The following is a 19,179-nucleotide window of genomic DNA, read 5'->3' as shown; positions in this document are numbered from 1 at the left end:
TAGTTATATAGTAGGGAATTTATTGATTTGCCCTTCATAAAACAGCACCCCCAAATCTCTCAAGTAGTCTACGGTCTGTTTTATGTCTTTATGACCACACTGCTCTTGTACCAGCTTGATATCTTTCGTAGCTCGGTACAAGGCACACACTCCAGTATGTTTCCATCCATACAAATCATATCCTTTATTAAATAGACCCATTTGGATTAGTACCTTTTTGTGCTTTTTATACCAGTACCCTTCTGACACCAATTGAGCGCCAGGAACAGCGTTATAAGAAAATAGATAAAAATGAGAAGGATAGCTTCTTATCTCATGTTGTTGTAACAAAGCCTCTAATCCCGGAGGAATATAAACATGGCGAATCACACTCGTTTTGGCAATGGTTTCCTGCACTCTTATCGTTCGGTCTCCAATATCTCCTACCTTTATTTGTCGAGCCTCCTGATGAGGTCGCATAAACGTATAGTAAATAAAAGCCGCAAAAAACCACATTCCGGGTTGATGTTGCTGCACAATGTTTTTAAACTCTGCGATTTGGGCAGGCGTAAAAACCCGATGCCCTCCCTGAGTAACAATAAGTCCAGTGATATTTGAAAAGGGGTTTTCCTGAATAAGTTTTCTCCTCACAAACTCATTGAAAACCGAACTGGCAAAACCTTTCAATTTGTTGTGCGACTTATTAGACAACTTCTTCTCAAGAATTATATAATCAGTGTATTCACTCGCTTGAGCAGCAGTGTACTCATTCAGCTTAATGCCCAAAAGGCCTTTCTTAGTAAGGAATTCCTCAAAGTTCTTACTGTTATCCGAGTAAGTGGTAGAAGACTTTTTCTTGAGGGTCGCGGTTTTGAGAGTAGTAAAAAATAAGAGAGCGTCAGTAAGTAACATATTAGGCTTTAGCTCTATTTCCAAAACCGTTGCCCTTTTGACTGGGGCCACTACAATCCCTTTCTCTAATTTTGCATTAATTTCGGATATGAGGCTATTGGCAAATTTTTCTCTTTCCTCCACAGAATCCCCAATCGCTATAATTCTTTTCCTCTCCAGTTCACCTTTGGTTTCATTCCATACCCAGAAGGTGATGAACCATTTTTTTTCTAGTGAATTATCATTGGGTTTAGAAAGATAAGCTGCTTTGTAAGGGAATGACATTTTTACTACTATATTTTGCAGCGCTGCATAGTTCTGCCACCAGCTTGCCACATTCTGCCACTTTAAAAACATAAAGCCTGTAAGTTTTTGGCTTACAGGCTTTTCAATTGTCGGGATGGCGAGATTCGAACTCACGACCCCTTGCACCCCATACAAGTACACTACCTGGCTGTGCTACATCCCGAACGTGGGTGCAAAAGTAGTTTTTTTTTCAATAGAGTCAACAAATCATGGTAAAAATAATGGATTTATTCTACAAAATGATTTACGGCTGCGTAAGCATCGCACTTTCTTTTTCCAAAAACGCTCGGAATCGTTCGCGCATCAATCGGTGATATTCAATCAGTTGCTGGGCTTCTTCAGTGACTACAGCCCCTCCACCTTTCTCTCCACCTGTTTGAGTAAGCACAAGCGGTTTTTGAGCTTGGGCATTGAGCGAGCTTACCATCTCCCACGCTTTTTTGTACGACATGCCCATTTCTTTGGCGGCTTTGTTGATAGAGCCTGTGCTGGAGATTCGTTCGAGGAGCTCTACCCTACCCGGCCCCAGAAATCTACCTTCTTTACTTTCTATCCAGAGGGTACCAGCAACCCGAAAATCTAGTTCTTTGAGTATTTGTGTGATTGTATTACTATTCATGCAAAAAAATTTTAATTTCAAATGTACTGATAATCAGTCACTAAAAAATTTTTTTCAAAAAAAAATCATTCAGCTATTGACACGAACGAAAATAAACGTACCTTTGCACCACGTTTCACCCACGCAGCGAACAATGGAACCAGCCGGCCCGTTCGTCTAGCGGTTAGGACACGACCCTTTCACGGTTGAAACAGGGGTTCGATTCCCCTACGGGTCACAGAATCGCACTAAGACGTGATGAAGCCACTTAAACCCTGCTGAAAAGCAGGGTTTTTTGTTTTTATGGGCTGTACAAACTACTAATTTTCAGCCATTTCAGGAATTAAAACCAAAATTTGTGTAGTAAGTTTCATTCCTAATAAATAGCTTAGGGAGTTTAAAACCCAGCTAGCTAAACAATCAAGACTCAACAATATAGCTATTCAGATGGACACACAAGTTGATTCAGTTGATAGCTTCCAAATCGCTTTTATGAAAAATCACGGATCAAGTTCAAAAGTTGTGGAGGAGGTTGGATTTTTTTAGGTTTGTGCGTTTAATCAAATCTATTGGTTTTGGAAAGTTACCTTCCTTTAGTAGAGTACCTCTTACCTGATTTTATCCTATCCTACTACGCATTACTCAAAGTTGAACCTGTATCGAATGTGCTTCATATTTATCTTCAAGAGAAGAGTTATGAAGACTCAGAGCTTTCCGGGAAGCACTTATTATCGAAAGGTTTTCTGCCTGAAATTACCATTCAGGACTTTCCCATTCGAGATAAACGGGTATTTCTTCATATCAAGCGCCGTCGCTGGCTAAATACCATTACAGGAAAAGTTCAACAACGGGATTGGAATCAAGTAGCTCAAGGTACGGGGACGCCCAGTCGCGAATGACACAGGAATTTGCGGCTTTTTTTCGGATCGCCTAAGCGAAAACAGATTCATCGATACGACACCGAATGATACCCATACCATTGGACGTTTTTATGGGGTCAATGGAAAAAAACTATTGCGTCAATACAAAGAATCTCAGCGTGGATTTAGGCAATGGAATCAGAAGTCACATGCCAAACAATGGCTGCTGTATGCTCAAAATATGGGTACCCATCTTTCAATTGATGAGACGTCCCTCTCGGATGGGGAGTTGTATACAATTCTTACCAACAAAGCCGCTAAAGGTAAAAAAGTGGGACCGCCCATGCGGGAGTATTATAGCCATTATTGCCGGCACAAAGGCTAAAACAGTGATTGAAATTCTTCGGAAAATTCCCTTGAAAACGCGTAAAAAGGTAACTGAAATTACGTTGGATATGGCTGGCAATATGGCTTTAATCGCTAAGCGAAGCTTCCCTTTGGCTACACAGGTAACGAATCGCTCGCTTCGGCGATCCGATCCATGTACAGAAATTGGCTTCGGAAGCCTTACAGGAAATCAGAATTAAGTATCGTTGGCAAGCAATAGATACTGAAAATGAGGCTATTGAGCAAGCCAAAGCCACTCAAACAGAATACCAACCGGAAGTGCTTTCCAATGGCGATACGCTTAAACAGTTATTGGCTCGCAGCAGGTATGTGCTCTACAAAAAAGCCTCTGATTGGACAGAAAGCCAGAAGCAAAGGGCCGAATTGATCTTTGAGCACTATGCTGACTTGAAAAAAGCCTATGAGCTAACGATGGCTTTGAGTCATATTTTCGAGAATACGACCGATAAATTGTACGGATTGGCCCGATTGGCCAAATGGCACGAGAAAGTACGTCAGTCAGGATTTAAAGCCTTCAATACCGTAGCCCGTTCTATCCAAAATCATTACGAAACTATCCTTAATTACTTTCCAATGCTTCTGCCGAGTCTTTTAACCGTGCGACGGACCGTGCTAAAATCAAAGCATTCCGAGCTCAATTCAGAGGGGTAAGAAATGTAGGATTTTTCCTGTACCGACTAACGCAATTATATGCTTAATCTAAGTTGCTCCACAAATTTTGTAATTGATCCAAAATCACTGGATTTTTATATGATCTTCAGCAGCTGACAAGTCCATAAAAGCATAAAACCTTCAAAAATTTTACATTAATCCGTTTTGCTTTTATGTTATTAATCGGTATCTTGAACACTACACAATTAAAAATAAGTAAAAGTTATCTAAATCAAACCTCATGAAAACTCCTTTTGTCCTCTTGGTTAGCTTTTTTAGCCTATTTATTTTTCAGTCTGGTTTTGCCCAAGGGCCACCGCCTCCAGGCGATGAGTTATATTTTGACCAAAAGAAAGTATCAGTTGCTGAGTTAAAAAACTACTGATTGGTGAATGGATGTTAGAAAATAACAAAAGTCAAGGTCTTAAAATCACAGCCACTACTTTTACAAATACCATTAAAGAAATTTCGCATAAAGCAGTAAGCTATAAAGTCAGTAGTATAGACAAATGTTCCTGTGATTTTGGCGAAGTGCCACCACCTCCTATGCTTCTGGGCTGTGTGTCAATCCCAAACACTAAAAATTGCTATCTATTATACGAAGTAGTAGAAGGTGGCCAAGTTGGTTTAAGGTTGGGATTTTTAGATCCGGTGAAAAGAAACAGTGCAACCTTTTACTTTATTTAAAAAATAATAAACTCATTATTGTTCTGCAGACCAATATTGTTTGCATCCTGATTACTGGGCTTTTCTTGCCAGCAATCATATGTTGCTACTGGACAGAATTTGAACTTTTTCTAATCCCCCGCCAAAGTTCCAAAAAGTTGGCAGGAGAACTTCATCAAAACTTGCCTTCATTCACATCGTGGATAAACTTGATGACGCCGCTCATGAATACCTTTTGGTCGTCCCACATGGCTAGATGACTACCGTTGGGGCAGTACAAATAGCGCCCTTTCTTTACCATCTTGCTTTGCTCTTCCATGGCTTTGGGATCCATGGTGTCGTGTTTGGCCCCAATCATGAGCGTAGGTACGGTGATTTCTTGGAGTCGGTTTTTGATGTCCCACTGCGCCAGTCGTCCACTGATACCAAATTCGCTCGGACCTTGCATAAGGGTATATACTTCATTGTTGGCATGTTTGAGGGCACGATTGAGGCCGTCGGGCCATTCTTTCAAACGACAAATATGCTCTTGGTAAAAACTAGGAATGAGTAGTTCCATGTAGCGAGGATTGGCGAAATCTTTTTTGGCTTCGAGCGCTCTGATTTCGGCCAAAATTTCGGGCTTCATCTGCTTGGCAAGCACTTCTTGGGCGTATTTGCCGTATTCGGGAGCACTTGCTACCATGTTTGCAATCAACAAGCCTTTGAGGTTTTTCTGGTACTTAAGGGCGTATTCCATGCCCAAAATTCCACCCCAAGAGTTTCCTAAAATGTAAAAATTAGAACTATCGGCTCCGATAGCTTGACGCACTTGCTCTACCTCTTCCACAAATCGCTCGGTAGTCCAGAGGCGGTCGTCTTTGGGCTGATCGCTGTAGTAAGAGCCTAATTGGTCGTATTCATAAAACTCAAAAGCTTCGCGCTGAAAAAATGTCTCAAAGCATTCCATGTACTCGTGGGTCATGGCAGGGCCACCGTGTAAGAGGAGTATTTTGATTTTAGGATTGGTACCAAATCTTTTGGTCCAAACCTTAAAGTCTCCCACAGGGGTTTTAATGGGGATTAAGTTTACGCCCGCCGATTCGAGCGAATCTCCGTAGAAGAAATAATCAGCTACCGTAGCCGACGTAGAAGTTTGGGGTTGCTGGCAAGCCACTAGCAAACACAGCCCTAAAAAGAAATAAACGACGCGCATAGTTTTTGGTTAAGAGTTTTTATAAAATTAAAATATATTATAAAGAATGCCATTTTCAGGATGAAATTCTTACCCTACATTTAGGTTCATTCATACGCATACAAACGAGTAATGTGCTTGTCTTCGATAGTATAAATCAAACATACCGCCAACGAACTGTCGGGCAGCTCTTCTACAATCCCTTCCACAATCACATGGTAGCGGCCCGCCGGATAGAGTTGTCGTACTTCAAAGGATTTGGCCTTGCCCATTAGTGTTTGGTATCGACGCACAAATCGCGCTTTAGATTCTTCCACATCTGCAAAATGAGTAGCGTGCCCTCGGTAATGAAGCTTTTCGGCACACAATTCCTCTACCGAACGCCAATCTTGACGATTGAGGTGTTTGTGAAGTTTTTTAGTAAGATTCATATTATCGGTTTGCTTTTGTGCCATGTCGGAGGATTGACAAGCCCCTAACAGATGGAAAGCAAAGATCAACTGAAGCAGATAAGTAAGTCTCATATGTTTGTAGCTCAATCCTAGTTAGATGATTTTCATAATCCATCGGCAGTATTTTCTTATCTTGAAATCTTCTCTCCCCCCCTCGCTGAAATCTCAAAAACGACTCCTCCAAGAAAATCTCAGGGAGACAAATTTCTCCTTCTTTTGCCACAAACGCTTCTCTTATTGTGCCAAAAACTTAGTATATTGTGTCAAACCTTAGTGTATTGTTGCAGGGGTTATTATTGAGGTAAGTTAAATTGACGCATCACAGATTTAAAAATCGGATGTGAACGGTAGGGTTTAAAAGGGGCCATCACTTTGGTATCGCGATAAAGATAGCCTCCATCAGCGGCTTTTTTGAGATTGATAAGGCTACTATCGGGCTGATTGAGACCGGCATATACCACCGCCCGTTCATAGTAAGCCCGGGGAGTATCGGCCAATGTCTGGAGATATTGGCGGGCTTTTTGAGTATTTCCTCGTTTGGCTTCACAGTAAATCAAAATAGGTATCTGACCTTTATCATCGGGGTTTAAGCGGATTGCTTCTTCAAAAGCAGATACTGCTTGAGGGTAATCGCCCTGAGCTACCCAATATAAAGCAATCGACATCTTGAAAGAAAAAGACTTATCAAAAAGGGTCTGCCCTGCTTCAATCCCCACTTGAGCTTCCTCTCCACGGCTCGCTAGACTACAATTAATAATGTGAGCACTCAACATGATAGGATGAAGGGGTGCAAGTGCAATCGCCTGCGAACTACACTCTATCGCCTTATCAAGCTTTCCGGTAGTGCGCATAAGTAAACCATACCAATGATAAATGTCTGCATTGTTGGGATTGTGCTGTAAGGCTATCTGATAAGCATTTTCGGAAGCGTCCCATTGGTAAGTAGCATAATAAAGACTTCCCAATACTCCATAGGCAGAACTGTTGGCGGCCTCAAACTGGATGGCTTTCAGGGCATTTTTTTTGGTCAATTCGTCCAGTTTGGAAGCTTCCATTTTATTAGACCCACGCAGCAAATGATATGCAAAGGCTTTGAGCGCATAGGCTTCTGCAAAAGTAGAGTCGATTTTGAGGGCGCGGTCAAAACGAACAATACTAGCCAAGAGGTCTTCATCCATTCGGCTTACTAAAAGCTGCCGTCCTTGTACCATGATATTATAGGCTTCAGGACTGCGGGTATGTTTTTCGTTAGCCAAAGCATTCACAGTAAGCTTTAGTTGAGCAGCCACTTCCTTTACAATTTGGTCTGTCAGTTGGAAAATATCCTTGTAAGCGCCGTTATACGTTTTGGACCAGAGCCTAATATCATTTTGGGTATCAATCATTTCCAGTTTGATTTGGATCTGGTCATTTGTTTTCAAAATAGCTCCTCTTAGTACATTGCCTACATTAAGTTCATCCCCAATTTTCCAAATACTTTTTTTTGTATTTTTATATTGGTCAGAAGATGAACGCGCAATCACCTTCAGGTTTTTAATAAGTGAGAGTGAAGTATGAAGTTCGCTCATCACTCCGTCTAAGACAGGATCAGTATCGGTCGTGCCAAGGTTTGTAAAAGGCAAAATGGCTAAAGAATTTTTGGCAGGCTGTGGAGAGGTGGACTCTCTTCCCATCCAAAAAAAGAGGACAGTTATGGCGGTTAAAAACGTAATGCCCAAAAAAACATATATCCAATTACGCTTCAGCGATATACTACTCAACAACAGTCTCTTAGGTACGGATGATGCCATAATCACAGTTGGCACCTCTTCTTGAAGGCTGAGCGCTTCCGCCTGAATACTCTGTTGTATTTGCTGTTTTCTAAAATCGGAAGGACTGAGTTTGAACTCTTGGATAAAATAAGTACTAAAATTTTGAGGATTTACCAAGCCTACCATGTCACCAATTTCCGAAATACGGAGGTCAGTATTTTGCAACAAATCTCTAGCTTTGAGCAGTTTACGCCGACGAATATACAATGTTGCCGAAAGTTCTGATTCTTCTTTGAGCAATCTATGCAAACGTGAGCGACTCATCCCAAGTTGCTCACAGATACTATCAATCGTAAGGGAGGGATTGTCAAGATTATCGTCAATCAGCTTATTTAATTTTTCTATAAAGACCTTATCAGTCATCATTTTCTAAAGTAGGCCGTGGAGTTTTTCTGGTTAAATATACTCATATTTTAGAAAGAATTCCTTTTTTGTGAGCGTTCGGTAGTATCCCGAAAAAAGTTTTAGAACAGCTTTCTATTATCTTCCCAACGATGAAGTAATTTTGAAAACCTCGCAAATACGCCTAGCATTCCATGATAAAAACCTACACGCTTTTGTTTATTTTGACAAATTTTATCCATTATAGTTTTTCTCAAAATAATCAACCATCTTTTCCTATAGATATAAAAATAAAATACGATAGTGCTAAAATAGAATTCAATCATTTTGAAAAAAATCATGGCAGTTTTATCCAAACATCGAATACAAAAATTCATTACCTTACCTGGGGTAATCCTCAGCATACGCCGCTGATTTGGGCGCATGGCAGTTTTACCAATAGCTATGAATTGTTAGGGATTGCCGAAGATTTAGCAAAGCAAGGGTATTACGTCATTGCGATTGATTATTATGGGCATGGCCTCACCAAAATCCCGCCCCATGAGGTGTCTTTGTATCACGTAGCCGATGACATACATACACTGATGGAAGCAAAACAAATCAAAAAAGCGATAATTGGCGGCTGGTCGAGAGGAGGATTTATCGCTACGGCTTTTTATGATGCTTATCCCGACAAAGTGCTAGGGTTGATTCTAGAAGATGGTGGCTCCGTTTCGACCAACACTCATTATCATAAATTAGAAGAACAGACATTACGCCAACAAGTCCAAAATATTTTTAAGGACAGAGTGACATACGCCAAATTCGATACCGAATATGAAGCTTATAAAACTTATTATGATTTCAGCAGTGGTGGTACTCAGTTTGAACTTTTAGCTTGGCTCACAGCAGACGACCAAGGAAAATGGAGTATTGGAAACGGCCTCGAAAAGTTGTTCCATATGGAGAATGAAACTCAGTTTATTGACAACATTTTAAGACCTACCCAATCGACATTGTTTGGGGAATCAATGGCTATTATTGAGCCTAAGATTGTATATCGAAATTTACATGTGCCGATGCTTATCTTAGACCCTACATCTGATCATGATCTTTTTCCATACGAAACTGAAAATAGAAAGCTCCAAAAGCAACATTCTCATCTCATTACTCATAAAATTTATGAGCAAACAGGCCACAATATTCATTACGAAAAGCCCACTTTATTTGTCGAAGATTTAGGGACTTTTTTAAAAATTGTCAAAGGGCATTGGGCTAAATAAGCTTTGGTTTACTTTCCACCCGTTTTGATTTTGATATTACGGTACCATACGGTACTCCCCCAATCTTGCAAACCAATCAATCCACTGTATATTCCTTGAGCAATAGGCGCATTTTTGAGACCACTTGCGGCTATTCTTTGCTTCCAATCGGTGCCTTTAAGGTTATGTTCTTGAATCGTAAAGCCGTTGAGAGTGACGGTGAGCATTCCGTTTTTCACTATCATATGCACTTGGTTCCACTCTCCTACGGGATTGAGTTCTCGCACGCGGGCATTGGCTACGCCAAAAAAATCGCCTGCACGGTGTTTGTTTTCAGAAGCACCTTCGTAGATTCTATCGTCTAGCACTTGCAATTCCAAGCCCGTATCGTGCATGTTTTTGTACTGCGATGCTTCTTTCACAAAAAAGAAAATGCCACTATTGGCAAGGGAGCTTACTTTCCATTCGGCCTTAAATTCAAAATCGCCATTGATGGATTCGTCGGTTACGATATCTCCTCCATTGACAGCCTTATTGCCTCCTCTATTGGGTACATGCAATTTGATAGCTCCTTGCTCTATCATCCACGCACTTCCTACTGCCTTCCCTCCATAAGCATGCCATCCACTCAAATCTTTCCCGTTGAAAAGTAATTTCCAGCCTTGCTTTTTTTCTTGGGCAGTGAGCGTGTTTTGCGCTTGAAGTGATGACAATACTAGACCAAAAGCACAGAGGAATACAGCGATAAACTTCGACATACACAACATTTTTTAGGGTGATGTATGTCAAAGTAGCTCTCTTTCCTAAATTACTCTTTGTGGATAGTTAATCTATTTTTAGCAGTTTTTTAGCCAATCGTTTTTCGCCAGTTTGAGCTTGAATAAAATAGCTCCCCGCACGCAATGACGCCACCGAAAGCGTGCTTTGATGAAGTTTGCTAGGCTGCGGGGCTTTCCATTCTTGCAAAACTCTTCCACTAGCATCTGTCAACTGAAAAGACACCGCCGCCGCTTGGGGCATCAAAAGCTTAATGTGGCATACATTAGCCACGGGATTGGGCGAAATCTCCAAAGTCATCTCTGCCGTAATAGGCTCAATGGAGGTAATGATGCCCACCGTGATTTCATTGGAGGTAGCTACACACCCTGTACGAGTCACAAGCACGCGGTATGTTCCGGCTTGTGAAGTACTATACGTATTGGTTGTAGCATTGGCAATGGAATTATTGTTTTGCTGCCACTGATAGCTAAGTCCTGTGCCTATATTGGCCGTAAGAATAGTAGTTTCATTAGGCATAATTTGCGTCTTGGTTGCCGAAATAGTAGCAGGAGGAAGCGTAAACGCCTCAATACTCGCCACAGGCGAAGTACCAATACAGCCGCGAGCATCTTTGACTACAACGGTTAGATTACCAGCGGTATTCACTGTGTAAGTATTGAGATTTGTACCTACGTTGACCGTGTCTTTTTTCCATTGATAGGTCAAAGGTGCTACTCCACCCTGTACAGTAGCGGTGAGAGTCGTACTTTGATTGGGACAAAACCCTAAGGTACCCGTAACAGTGGGACGCACGTTGTCTTCTGAAACATTGGCAATCGTAGAAATAAAACACCCTTCACTATCTACAATACTCAAAGCATACTGCCCTCCAGCTACTATCCTGAGGGTGTCTACTTTGCTACTGAGTTCAACATCAGCCAACTTCCACTGGTAAGTAAAAGGGGCTTTCCCTCCGCCTATTTCGGCTCGAAGCGTAGAGCCTACATTACTACATACCGAAGGCGTACCACCAATACGTAGTGAAGGCATCATGGGCTGAATTACCTCTACACTACTAGGAGCTGAAGTACAGCCCCTTCCGTCTACTACCGTTACTTTGTATATGCCTCTTTCTTTAGCTACTAAGCTTTGAGAAGTCGCAATAAAAGTACTCGAATCTCCCTTGCTCCAACGATATAGAAAAGGGCCACTACCATTGGCAGCGACAGCATTTAGCGCTACACTACCGCCATTGCAAGGAATTCTTAAGTTTGGAGCTTCGATAGTAACTGACACCGTACAGTTGCTAGGTTTGATAGAAATAGGAGCCGCAAACAATTCCCAACCTACGTTAGGATCCGTCGAATTGGCGTAATACAATACAATGTCGTTTACGATTCCGCACAAATAAGTCCCACTAGCTGGGGTCAGGCTAAACAGCGTGTCGGTTTCACCCGAAGTGCCATCTGTACGCCAGCCATAAAAATCTTGATTGGGGCCTTGAGCGATAAAGACCGCATTGTTGTTGTAATTTAAATAGGTATTATCAGGCCCTACGTCGATAGCTCTCCCTACTCTTGACGTGATGAGTAAAGGTACTGCTTGAGAAGCCGATGCGCCCCATAGCCCGCTTTGAATAGCAGGATTGCTTTGGTTTCCGTTTAAACTTCCTAATAACAAAAAGGAATTTTTTAACCCAAAAACCCGCTCGGGACGTTCTACCGAAGTATTGCTTACGAGCCTAGTGCCCTCCTCGGTGCCATCGCTACGCCAAATAGCACCTACATTGGCATTTCCTCCTACTCCTGTGAGGCGAGTTGACGTCAAGAAGTAAACGATATTGTCGATTGCAGTGAGATTACTAGGTACCCCTAGTGAAGAAGAGGCCGAAAAAACATCTGTATTACTGCTCAATTCTTTCACCAATACCGTTCCATCAGGTGTACCATCAGTACGATACAACCTACGAGTATCCACAAAATAAAGGTGATTGGTAGTAGCAACACTCCCAAAGTTGTATTGGCCCAAAAAAGCAGGTCCAGATATATTTCCTTCGCCAAATTCCTTAAAAAGCTGCGTATTGTTTTGAGTACCGTCTGTCACCCAAAGTTCTGAACCCGTGGTAGATAAATTGGCAGTAAAGTAAATTTTTTCTTTAAACCGCATAAGAGCACTCACAGTAGTAGCGGTGTTGTTACCAATCCGAGGTCGAATGACACTCGTTCCTGCACCTGAACCATCTGTACGCCAAAGTTCATTGGAAGAGTTACCTATATTTCCAGAGCTTCTAGCAGTAAAATAGATGTAATTTTCCGCCCCTAATACAGCTTGATAGTTGGCACTCAAGATACCACTTGCTGTACCAGGATTGAAATCTCTTACAAGTCCTGTGCCGTCGGTAGTACCATCAGTACGCCACAGTTCAGTGCCTGTAGTGGTGGTATTGGCAAAAAAGAACAAATAATTGTCATTGGCGATGAGTCCGCCAAATTCGTCACCCGAAATACTGGTAGCATAAGTAAAAGACAAAAAAATAGAGGTTCCTTGTCGTGTACCATCGGAGCGCCAAAGGGAAATTTTGGAGCCATCCGAAGCAAAGAAGTATAAGTAGCCTTTAAAAACGCAAAAATTATGACTTAGCTCTGAAGGCGACATTCCGGCATTGCCCGTTACCCCAAAACGAATAGAACTCCCACTTCCTACATTAATATCTTTGACAAGATAGGGACGAGCTTGCCCAAACACTTGACAGACACTCAATAATAGACCGATAAGTAAAGATTGATATTTCATGAAATGGCTTTTTGTTAACTGTCCATAGTTAATCGCGCTGGTCAAGTTAAGGGTTAATTTGCAAAACTTCATCGCAAAAACGCCATTAATTATCTAAATGGCATAGATTATTCAGTGCATTCGGTCGCCTCTTACTTCAAGAGTTTGCATGATATGAGCTTCGGCGGCAAGTAATTCTTTCCAACGCGCCCGTACTTTCTCCGCTGGCAAGTAGGTTTCGGCTAGTTCAATAAAATTACGATAATGGCCCGCCTCCGAAATCATCAATTCATGATAAAACTTCCGTAAATCTTCGTCGGCGATATGCTGAGAAAGGAGTTTAAAACGCTCACAGCTACGGGCTTCGATGAGCGCACACAAGAGCAACCGGTCTAAAAAAACTTCTTCGCGGTCACCTTTTTTCTTGATAATTTCTTGCAAACGATTGACGTATTCATCTTTACGAGCACGCCCGAGTTTAAACCCTCTTTTGTTGAGTTCTTTCAAAACCATTCTGAAATGTGCCCATTCTTCGGCTACTACGGGAGTCATTACTTCCACCAATTTTTCTTTTTCGGGATAATGCACAATCATCGAAATACAAGCCGAGGCAGCTTTTTGTTCACAATAGGCATGGTCAATCAGAATTTCTTCCAATTGCATTTCGGCGATATTGACCCAACGCGGGTCAGTAGGAAGCTCAAGGCCCAAAGTCGTCAGAGACATATTGTTTGGAGACTAATTTTGGAAATACTTAATTACGACTACAAAATTAAGGATTCTAAAATCATTGGCACTTCTTAAGCTACTTATCTGATACCTCCTATCTAAATTTAGTTTTTGTAAAAGTCCACAAAAGCGTATTATTTTCGCCTAACTCTCATCAAGCAGCATGAAAAAACAACTTTTGAGCTTTTTATTAATAAGCATCTTTTCGCGAAGTATCGCTCAAGTCTATAGCGTCGAACAATCCAAAAGTGATTTATATTTTCTCCGTCATATCTTAGAAGAAGCACATCCGGGCCTTTATTGGTACACTCCCAAAGATAGTATGGACAGAGCCTTTGAGAAGGCTTTGAAGCAACTCGACCGCCCCATGAACGAAAAAGAGCTGTTTTTTAGGTGGGCATCTCTCATTGCCAACATTCATTGTGGGCATACTTATCTGATGAATTCGGAGGCTTTTGATGCCCAAAAAGACGCCAATTCTTGGTTTCCTTTTCATTGTCAAGTCATCAACAAGCAGCTTTTTGTCCGAATTTTGGGTAAAAACTGCTCTGATACCACCCTTGTTCGCGGCACCGAAATCTTGCGTATCAACGACAGACCCGTTTCTGAATTTATCCAAACCGCCCGCAATTATTGTCAAGCCGACGGCTATAACCAAACTTTTAAAGATTACTTTTTGAGTTTATATCGATTGGAGGAAACCGTCAATGACCTCTACAACATCAAAGCTCCGTATCGAATGCTCGTCAAAAGCCCTGAAGGCGACGTTAGAGAAAGTATTGTCTTCACACAATCTCGTACAGAGGTTTCAAATACCACCTCCAAGCCTTCTAAAGCCGAAAAAAAACAGCAAGCAAAGGCTGCTTTGGAGAAATTACGCAATTTCAAAGTGCTATCGGAAGCACCACACACTCTTCTTATGACTTGCAATGGCTTTGGATATGAAGATTATAAAAAATTCCACAAAAGCGTTTTTCGGATTTTACAGCAACAAAAAATTAAAAACCTAATCATTGATTTACGCAACAACCCTGGCGGGGACACGGGCAGTAGTGATGATATTTTGAGGTATGTCCTCACCCAATCTATCCCTAATTTTCGAACCTGCGATGCGCCCGTCAATCAGCTATCTTTTACGGCTCATATCGCTCCCGCTCCCAAAGACCATTTGTTTAACCCTAAAGAATTGAAGCAACTTCCCAACGGCCAATACCGCCGTATGACCGACGGCATCGAAATCATAAAACCTTATAAAAAAGCACACTTCAACGAACAAATATATGTACTCACCAGCGGCTTTACTTTTTCGGCAGGTGCGATTTTGGCGAGTTTACTCAAAGCCCACACCAATGCCATTTTGATTGGTCAAGAGACGGGGGGTGGCGAAGCAGGATGTAGCGGTGGCCTTACCTCTAAAGTAATACTCCCACAAACCAAAATGATAGTAAATTTCCCTCATTTTAGGATTGAAACCAATACCCCTGCACCCAATGTCGGTAGAGGTGTACAGCCTCACTACCCTGTCGTTTATACGGCCAAAGACCTAGCTTCGGGACGAGATATAGAAATGGAAAAAGCCATAGAGCTGATTCTAACTAAGAGCACAAAATAGATTTTCTAATTTTGTAAGAGATATAGAAAGTCTGGCACAAAAGCCATAAAGCTGATTATAATCGCAAAGTAGACTTTCTAAGTTAGAAAGGTAATTTGCCCAAATCTACATTGCCGCCTGTAAGAATAATGCCTACTTTTTTTCCTGTAAACCTTTCTTTGTTGCGCAATAGCGCCGCAAAGGGTACGGCACATGAAGGCTCAATCACAATTTTCATCCGTTCCCAAATCAGGCGCATGGCCTCGATGATTTCGGGGTCACTTACCAATAAAATATCTTTTACATGAACCCGAATGATTTCAAGGGTTTTGTCACCAAGGTTTGTCAATAATCCATCAGCAATCGTATTAATAAAAGGGGCTTTTTCAATATTGCCAGTTTTGATGGACAATACCGCATCGGCAGCGCCTTCGGGTTCGCCCGCTATCACCTCCGCTTTCGGGCAAAGATAATGAGCACTCAAGGCGGTACCGCTCAACAATCCTCCACCGCCAACAGGGGCCATAATCACATCAAAATTTCCTTTTTCTTCAATCAGTTCTTTGGTGGCCGTAGCTTGCCCTGCAATCACTCGGTAGTCATTGAAGGGGTGAATCATAGTAGCTCCATGCTCTGCAATAACCTGCGCCACAGTACTTTCGCGGGCTTCGAGCGTAGGCTCACACTCAATCACCTCTGCGCCATAGCCGCGTACTGCATCTTTTTTGACTTGCGGCGCAGTGCGTGGCATTACAATGTAGGCTTTAGTTCCTACCAAACCTGCCGCATACGCAATCGCCTGCGCGTGGTTGCCCGACGAATGTGTGGTTACACCATTGGTGAGTTCTTCTTCCGACAACGACAGCACGGCATTTACCCCTCCACGTGCTTTAAATGCGCCAATTTTCTGAAAGTTTTCGCATTTAAAATAAATCTCTGCTCCACTTAAACGATTGATAGTCTGACACGTAAGAACGGGGGTTTGATGAATATAAGGACGGATGCGCTCGTGCGCTGCACTGATTACAGATAAGGTAGGAATCATAAGTATGGGTTTACGGAAGCGATAAAAGTAGGAGGTTTTGAAAAAAATACAAAACCTCCTAAATAGAATATTTCATCGCTCGTCCCGACATGATGTCGGGACGATACGGTATAAAGTCTCCGACTTTACAATAATTGAAGCACTTACAAAAACACAATACTTTAAAAGACCTAATTTAGAAGAAAAAAAGTCTGGTATGAAACCCTTAATGAGGGCCGTATTATCATGGCTCGTCCCGACATGATGTCGGGACGATACGGTATAAAGTCTCCGACTTTACAATAATTGAAGCACTTACAAAAACACAATACCCTTATGCTCAACTCTGCACAAGCGGTTGATTTTCCAAATATTCTTGCCAATCAGCAATTAGGTTCTTTTTCAATACCCTTGGGAATTTATTTTGTCCGCCCAACTTACCTCTTTTGGCCATCCAACCATAAAAGGTTTCGGTGGACAATATCGTCACAAATACATCTTTGAGGGCATGACGACGCTCCACTACATAATCATCATTTAGAACTTTGAGGTGATGATCTATTTTTTCTTTCACCAATTGCGCATCCACTTGATCGTTGGTGCCAATGTACCAATGATGTGCAAAAAGCGAATCCAAACGAATCCCTGCTACCGTAAACTCCTTGACCGTAATCCCAAGTTCTTCGGCAGTAAGCTCAATGGCTTTGTTCATATTTTCGACCGTAAGGTGTTCGCCACACAGGCTCAAGTAGTGCTTGGTACGGCCTGTTACGACAATTTCACCGTATTTTTTATTCACAAATCGGATAGTATCACCAATCAAATAACGCCACGCGCCCGAACAAGTAGAAATTAGCAAGGCATACTCTGCTCCTTCTTCCACTTCATCAATCATAAGGGTTTGGGGGTTTTCTACCATCTCCCCATCCTCGTTGAAGTTGTGGCTATTGAAGGGGATAAATTCATAGAAGATACCATTGTCGAGTACGAGTTTCATCCCATCGGCATTGGGACGGTTTTGGAAGGCGAGAAATCCTTCCGACGCTAAGTAAGTATCAATGTAAATCAGAGGATGCGCAAGAAGCTTTTCAAAACCTGCCCGATAAGGTTCAAAGGAGACACCCCCGTGACCAAATATTGTCAGGTTGGGCCAAATATCGTGGATATTGTCAAGCTCATAACGCTCAATGATTTTTTCCATGATGATTTGGAGCCACGCCGGTACGCCCGCCATAAAACCAATATCCCATTTAGGGGCTTCTTCCACGATTTTTTCGAGCTTACGCGACCAATCACGTTCGCGGGCTATTTCGCGGCCTGGCTTATAGTAAGGCTCAAACCAAAAGGGAATATTTTTGGCATTGATACCACTTACATCGCCTTCAAAACGACCTTCGTCGATAGCGGTCAGGTCGATACTACCGCCAATCATCAAGAAATTTTTTTCGTACAAATCGCTTGGCAAATCCTCATAGCGCCCCAGCGACAAAATCTGCCGAATACTTGTATTACGAAAGGATTTGGTCATTGCTTTGGTGACCGGAATATACTTAGAGGCAGCCTCCGAAGTCCCCGAACTCAGCGCAAAATATTTAACTTTTCCCGGCCAAGTTACATTTTTTTCACCAGCACGGGCCTTGTGCCACCATTCACGATAGATTTTCTCATAATTATGAACGGGCACATACTGCTTATACTTTTCATAGAAGGTATTGCCCTCATCAAAAACGGCAGAATTGAGAATATCTTCAAAATTATATTGTTCCCCAAATTGGGTATAACGGGCCTTTGCCAATAGTTTACTTAGGGTTTTGCGCTGTACTTTCGCAAAATTCACTTTTTTGCTCTGAATACGCGTTGTAAGCGTAATGCCTCCTTTTAACAAGTTTCCAAGAAGTGCCATGCTAATCGGGGTTTTTGGGTGATTGTTGAATTTTCATCGAGTTAGGATAGTCAGATAGCTTCTACAAACAAGACCTCAAATCATTGTTTTACTCCTTCTTCCAATTGCCACGTTTTCATGAGTTTGACCGTTTCATAGGCAGTCAAATCATACTGACATGGTACCACAGAGACATAATTGTGAGCCAAAGCCCACTCGTCAGAATCTTCTTTGTTTTCATCAAAATTAACAAAGTTGCCCGCCATCCAGAAATAGCTACGCCCGTGGGGATCTTTGCGTTTTTCAAACTCCTCTTGCCATTTACCATCCGTCTGGTGGCAAATCCGAATCCCTTTGATAGGTTCTGCCGATTTTTTAGGAAAATTGACATTTAAGGCCACTCCTTTGGGCAAGCCATTTTGAAGCACCATTTTGGCAATTTCTAAAATAAAAGGCTTGGTATGTGAAAAATCAGCATTAGGCGCAAAATCACATAATGAAAACCCAATCGCCGGGATACCTTCAATCGCTGCTTCAATCGCCGCCGACATGGTGCCAGAGTATAAAACACTAATCGAACTGTTAGAGCCATGGTTAACTCCGCTTACTACCAAATCGGGTTTGCGGTCTTTTAAGACATAATGCTTACCTAGCTTCACACAGTCGGCGGGTGTGCCGCTGCATTCATACGCTTTTATATCTTCAAAGATGTCGGTAGCCCGAAGTCTCAAAGGTTCGCCTATCGTAATAGCATGCCCCATGCCCGACTGAGGACTGTCAGGAGCCACTACTACTACCTCTCCGAGAGGCTGCATCATCTCTACTAAAGTCCTGATTCCTAACGCAGTAATACCGTCGTCGTTGCTTACCAGTATAAGTGGTTTTTTAGAATTCGTCATTGAGTGGCTGTTCTTTTTTAAGTTGGCAAAGTTAATGACAAATCATCAATTTTTTATCTATGATTTTGAGACATTCACTATATCCAGAAAAACAGCCTTTTACGCCCCACTCTAAGGCATAAACCTTGTCTTTACTCTATCAAA

General features: G+C 42.0%; 15 protein-coding genes, 2 tRNA genes and 1 pseudogene. 6 read left to right on the top strand and 12 right to left on the bottom strand.

Features of this window, described 5'->3' with window-relative positions; genetic code table 11:
• Positions 1-3 precede the first annotated feature (3 nt).
• The 3 genes from P1X15_RS07050 to P1X15_RS07040 all read right to left on the bottom strand — a co-directional run bounded on the left by P1X15_RS07050 (position 4) and on the right by P1X15_RS07040 (position 1,795).
• Complete coding sequence (locus P1X15_RS07050; RefSeq protein WP_277337438.1) at positions 4-1,227, bottom strand: site-specific integrase; 1,224 nt, start codon at positions 1,225-1,227, stop codon at positions 4-6.
• Positions 1,228-1,265: 38 nt separating this feature from the next.
• Positions 1,266-1,339 (bottom strand) — tRNA-Pro (locus P1X15_RS07045).
• An 81-nt stretch (positions 1,340-1,420) separates the two neighbouring features.
• On the bottom strand, positions 1,421-1,795 hold the full coding sequence (locus tag P1X15_RS07040; RefSeq protein WP_277337437.1) for a winged helix-turn-helix domain-containing protein: 375 nt from the start codon (positions 1,793-1,795) through the stop codon (positions 1,421-1,423).
• Positions 1,796-1,940: 145 nt separating this feature from the next.
• Between P1X15_RS07040 and P1X15_RS07035 the strand changes: the two genes are divergently transcribed.
• The 4 genes and pseudogenes from P1X15_RS07035 to P1X15_RS07020 all read left to right on the top strand — a co-directional run bounded on the left by P1X15_RS07035 (position 1,941) and on the right by P1X15_RS07020 (position 4,078).
• A tRNA-Glu gene (locus P1X15_RS07035) sits at positions 1,941-2,012 on the top strand.
• A gap of 337 nt (positions 2,013-2,349) precedes the next feature.
• Positions 2,350-2,673: a transposase gene (locus P1X15_RS07030; protein WP_277337436.1), complete on the top strand. Its 324-nt coding sequence runs from the start codon at positions 2,350-2,352 to the stop codon at positions 2,671-2,673.
• A gap of 49 nt (positions 2,674-2,722) precedes the next feature.
• Positions 2,723-3,740 (top strand): annotated as a pseudogene (locus P1X15_RS07025) (transposase).
• Between the two features lie 194 nt (positions 3,741-3,934).
• Positions 3,935-4,078 carry a hypothetical protein gene (locus tag P1X15_RS07020; protein ID WP_277337435.1) on the top strand — a complete coding sequence of 48 codons (144 nt, stop codon included), beginning with the start codon at positions 3,935-3,937 and terminating at the stop codon, positions 4,076-4,078.
• Positions 4,079-4,534: 456 nt separating this feature from the next.
• Here P1X15_RS07020 and P1X15_RS07015 read toward each other — a convergent pair whose 3' ends face one another.
• The 3 genes from P1X15_RS07015 to P1X15_RS07005 form a co-directional block, all read right to left on the bottom strand.
• Entirely contained in the window at positions 4,535-5,554 is a 1,020-nt protein-coding gene (locus P1X15_RS07015; protein WP_277337434.1) for a proline iminopeptidase-family hydrolase, read from the bottom strand.
• A gap of 86 nt (positions 5,555-5,640) precedes the next feature.
• Positions 5,641-6,057: a hypothetical protein gene (locus P1X15_RS07010; protein ID WP_277337433.1), complete on the bottom strand. Its 417-nt coding sequence runs from the start codon at positions 6,055-6,057 to the stop codon at positions 5,641-5,643.
• Between the two features lie 221 nt (positions 6,058-6,278).
• Positions 6,279-8,162 (bottom strand): helix-turn-helix domain-containing protein, encoded by a 1,884-nt coding sequence (locus P1X15_RS07005; protein WP_277337432.1) that lies wholly within the window; start codon positions 8,160-8,162, stop codon positions 6,279-6,281.
• A gap of 170 nt (positions 8,163-8,332) precedes the next feature.
• On the opposite strand from P1X15_RS07005, the gene P1X15_RS07000 reads away from it, so the two are divergent.
• The gene (locus P1X15_RS07000; RefSeq protein ID WP_277337431.1) at positions 8,333-9,400 is read left to right on the top strand and encodes an alpha/beta fold hydrolase; all 1,068 of its coding nucleotides are present in this window, start codon (positions 8,333-8,335) and stop codon (positions 9,398-9,400) included.
• An 8-nt stretch (positions 9,401-9,408) separates the two neighbouring features.
• On the opposite strand, the gene P1X15_RS06995 is transcribed toward P1X15_RS07000, so the two are convergent.
• The 3 genes from P1X15_RS06995 to P1X15_RS06985 form a co-directional block, all read right to left on the bottom strand.
• Positions 9,409-10,137: a DUF1080 domain-containing protein gene (locus P1X15_RS06995; RefSeq protein ID WP_277337430.1), complete on the bottom strand. Its 729-nt coding sequence runs from the start codon at positions 10,135-10,137 to the stop codon at positions 9,409-9,411.
• 67 nt (positions 10,138-10,204) lie between these two features.
• Positions 10,205-12,931, bottom strand: coding sequence for a T9SS type A sorting domain-containing protein (locus P1X15_RS06990; protein ID WP_277337429.1), 2,727 nt, complete (start codon positions 12,929-12,931; stop codon positions 10,205-10,207).
• Positions 12,932-13,042: 111 nt separating this feature from the next.
• Positions 13,043-13,636 carry a tRNA-(ms[2]io[6]A)-hydroxylase gene (locus P1X15_RS06985; RefSeq protein ID WP_277337428.1) on the bottom strand — a complete coding sequence of 198 codons (594 nt, stop codon included), beginning with the start codon at positions 13,634-13,636 and terminating at the stop codon, positions 13,043-13,045.
• Between the two features lie 166 nt (positions 13,637-13,802).
• On the opposite strand from P1X15_RS06985, the gene P1X15_RS06980 reads away from it, so the two are divergent.
• On the top strand, positions 13,803-15,251 hold the full coding sequence (locus P1X15_RS06980; RefSeq protein ID WP_277337427.1) for a S41 family peptidase: 1,449 nt from the start codon (positions 13,803-13,805) through the stop codon (positions 15,249-15,251).
• A gap of 82 nt (positions 15,252-15,333) precedes the next feature.
• Here P1X15_RS06980 and P1X15_RS06975 read toward each other — a convergent pair whose 3' ends face one another.
• The 3 genes from P1X15_RS06975 to surE all read right to left on the bottom strand — a co-directional run bounded on the left by P1X15_RS06975 (position 15,334) and on the right by surE (position 19,035).
• Positions 15,334-16,275, bottom strand: a complete 942-nt coding sequence (locus tag P1X15_RS06975) for a threonine/serine dehydratase (protein ID WP_277337426.1) — start codon at positions 16,273-16,275, stop codon at positions 15,334-15,336.
• Positions 16,276-16,594: 319 nt separating this feature from the next.
• Positions 16,595-18,157: a GH3 auxin-responsive promoter family protein gene (locus P1X15_RS06970; protein WP_277337425.1), complete on the bottom strand. Its 1,563-nt coding sequence runs from the start codon at positions 18,155-18,157 to the stop codon at positions 16,595-16,597.
• 80 nt (positions 18,158-18,237) lie between these two features.
• Entirely contained in the window at positions 18,238-19,035 is a 798-nt protein-coding gene (gene surE / locus P1X15_RS06965; RefSeq protein ID WP_277337424.1) for a 5'/3'-nucleotidase SurE, read from the bottom strand.
• Between the last annotated feature and the right edge of the window lie 144 nt (positions 19,036-19,179).

The sequence above is a fragment of the Runella sp. MFBS21 genome (genome assembly GCF_029433105.1).
In the GTDB taxonomy this organism is placed as follows: domain Bacteria; phylum Bacteroidota; class Bacteroidia; order Cytophagales; family Spirosomataceae; genus Runella.
Note: the sequence above shows the minus strand (reverse complement) of the source record. Positions and strands in the feature narration are given on the sequence as shown.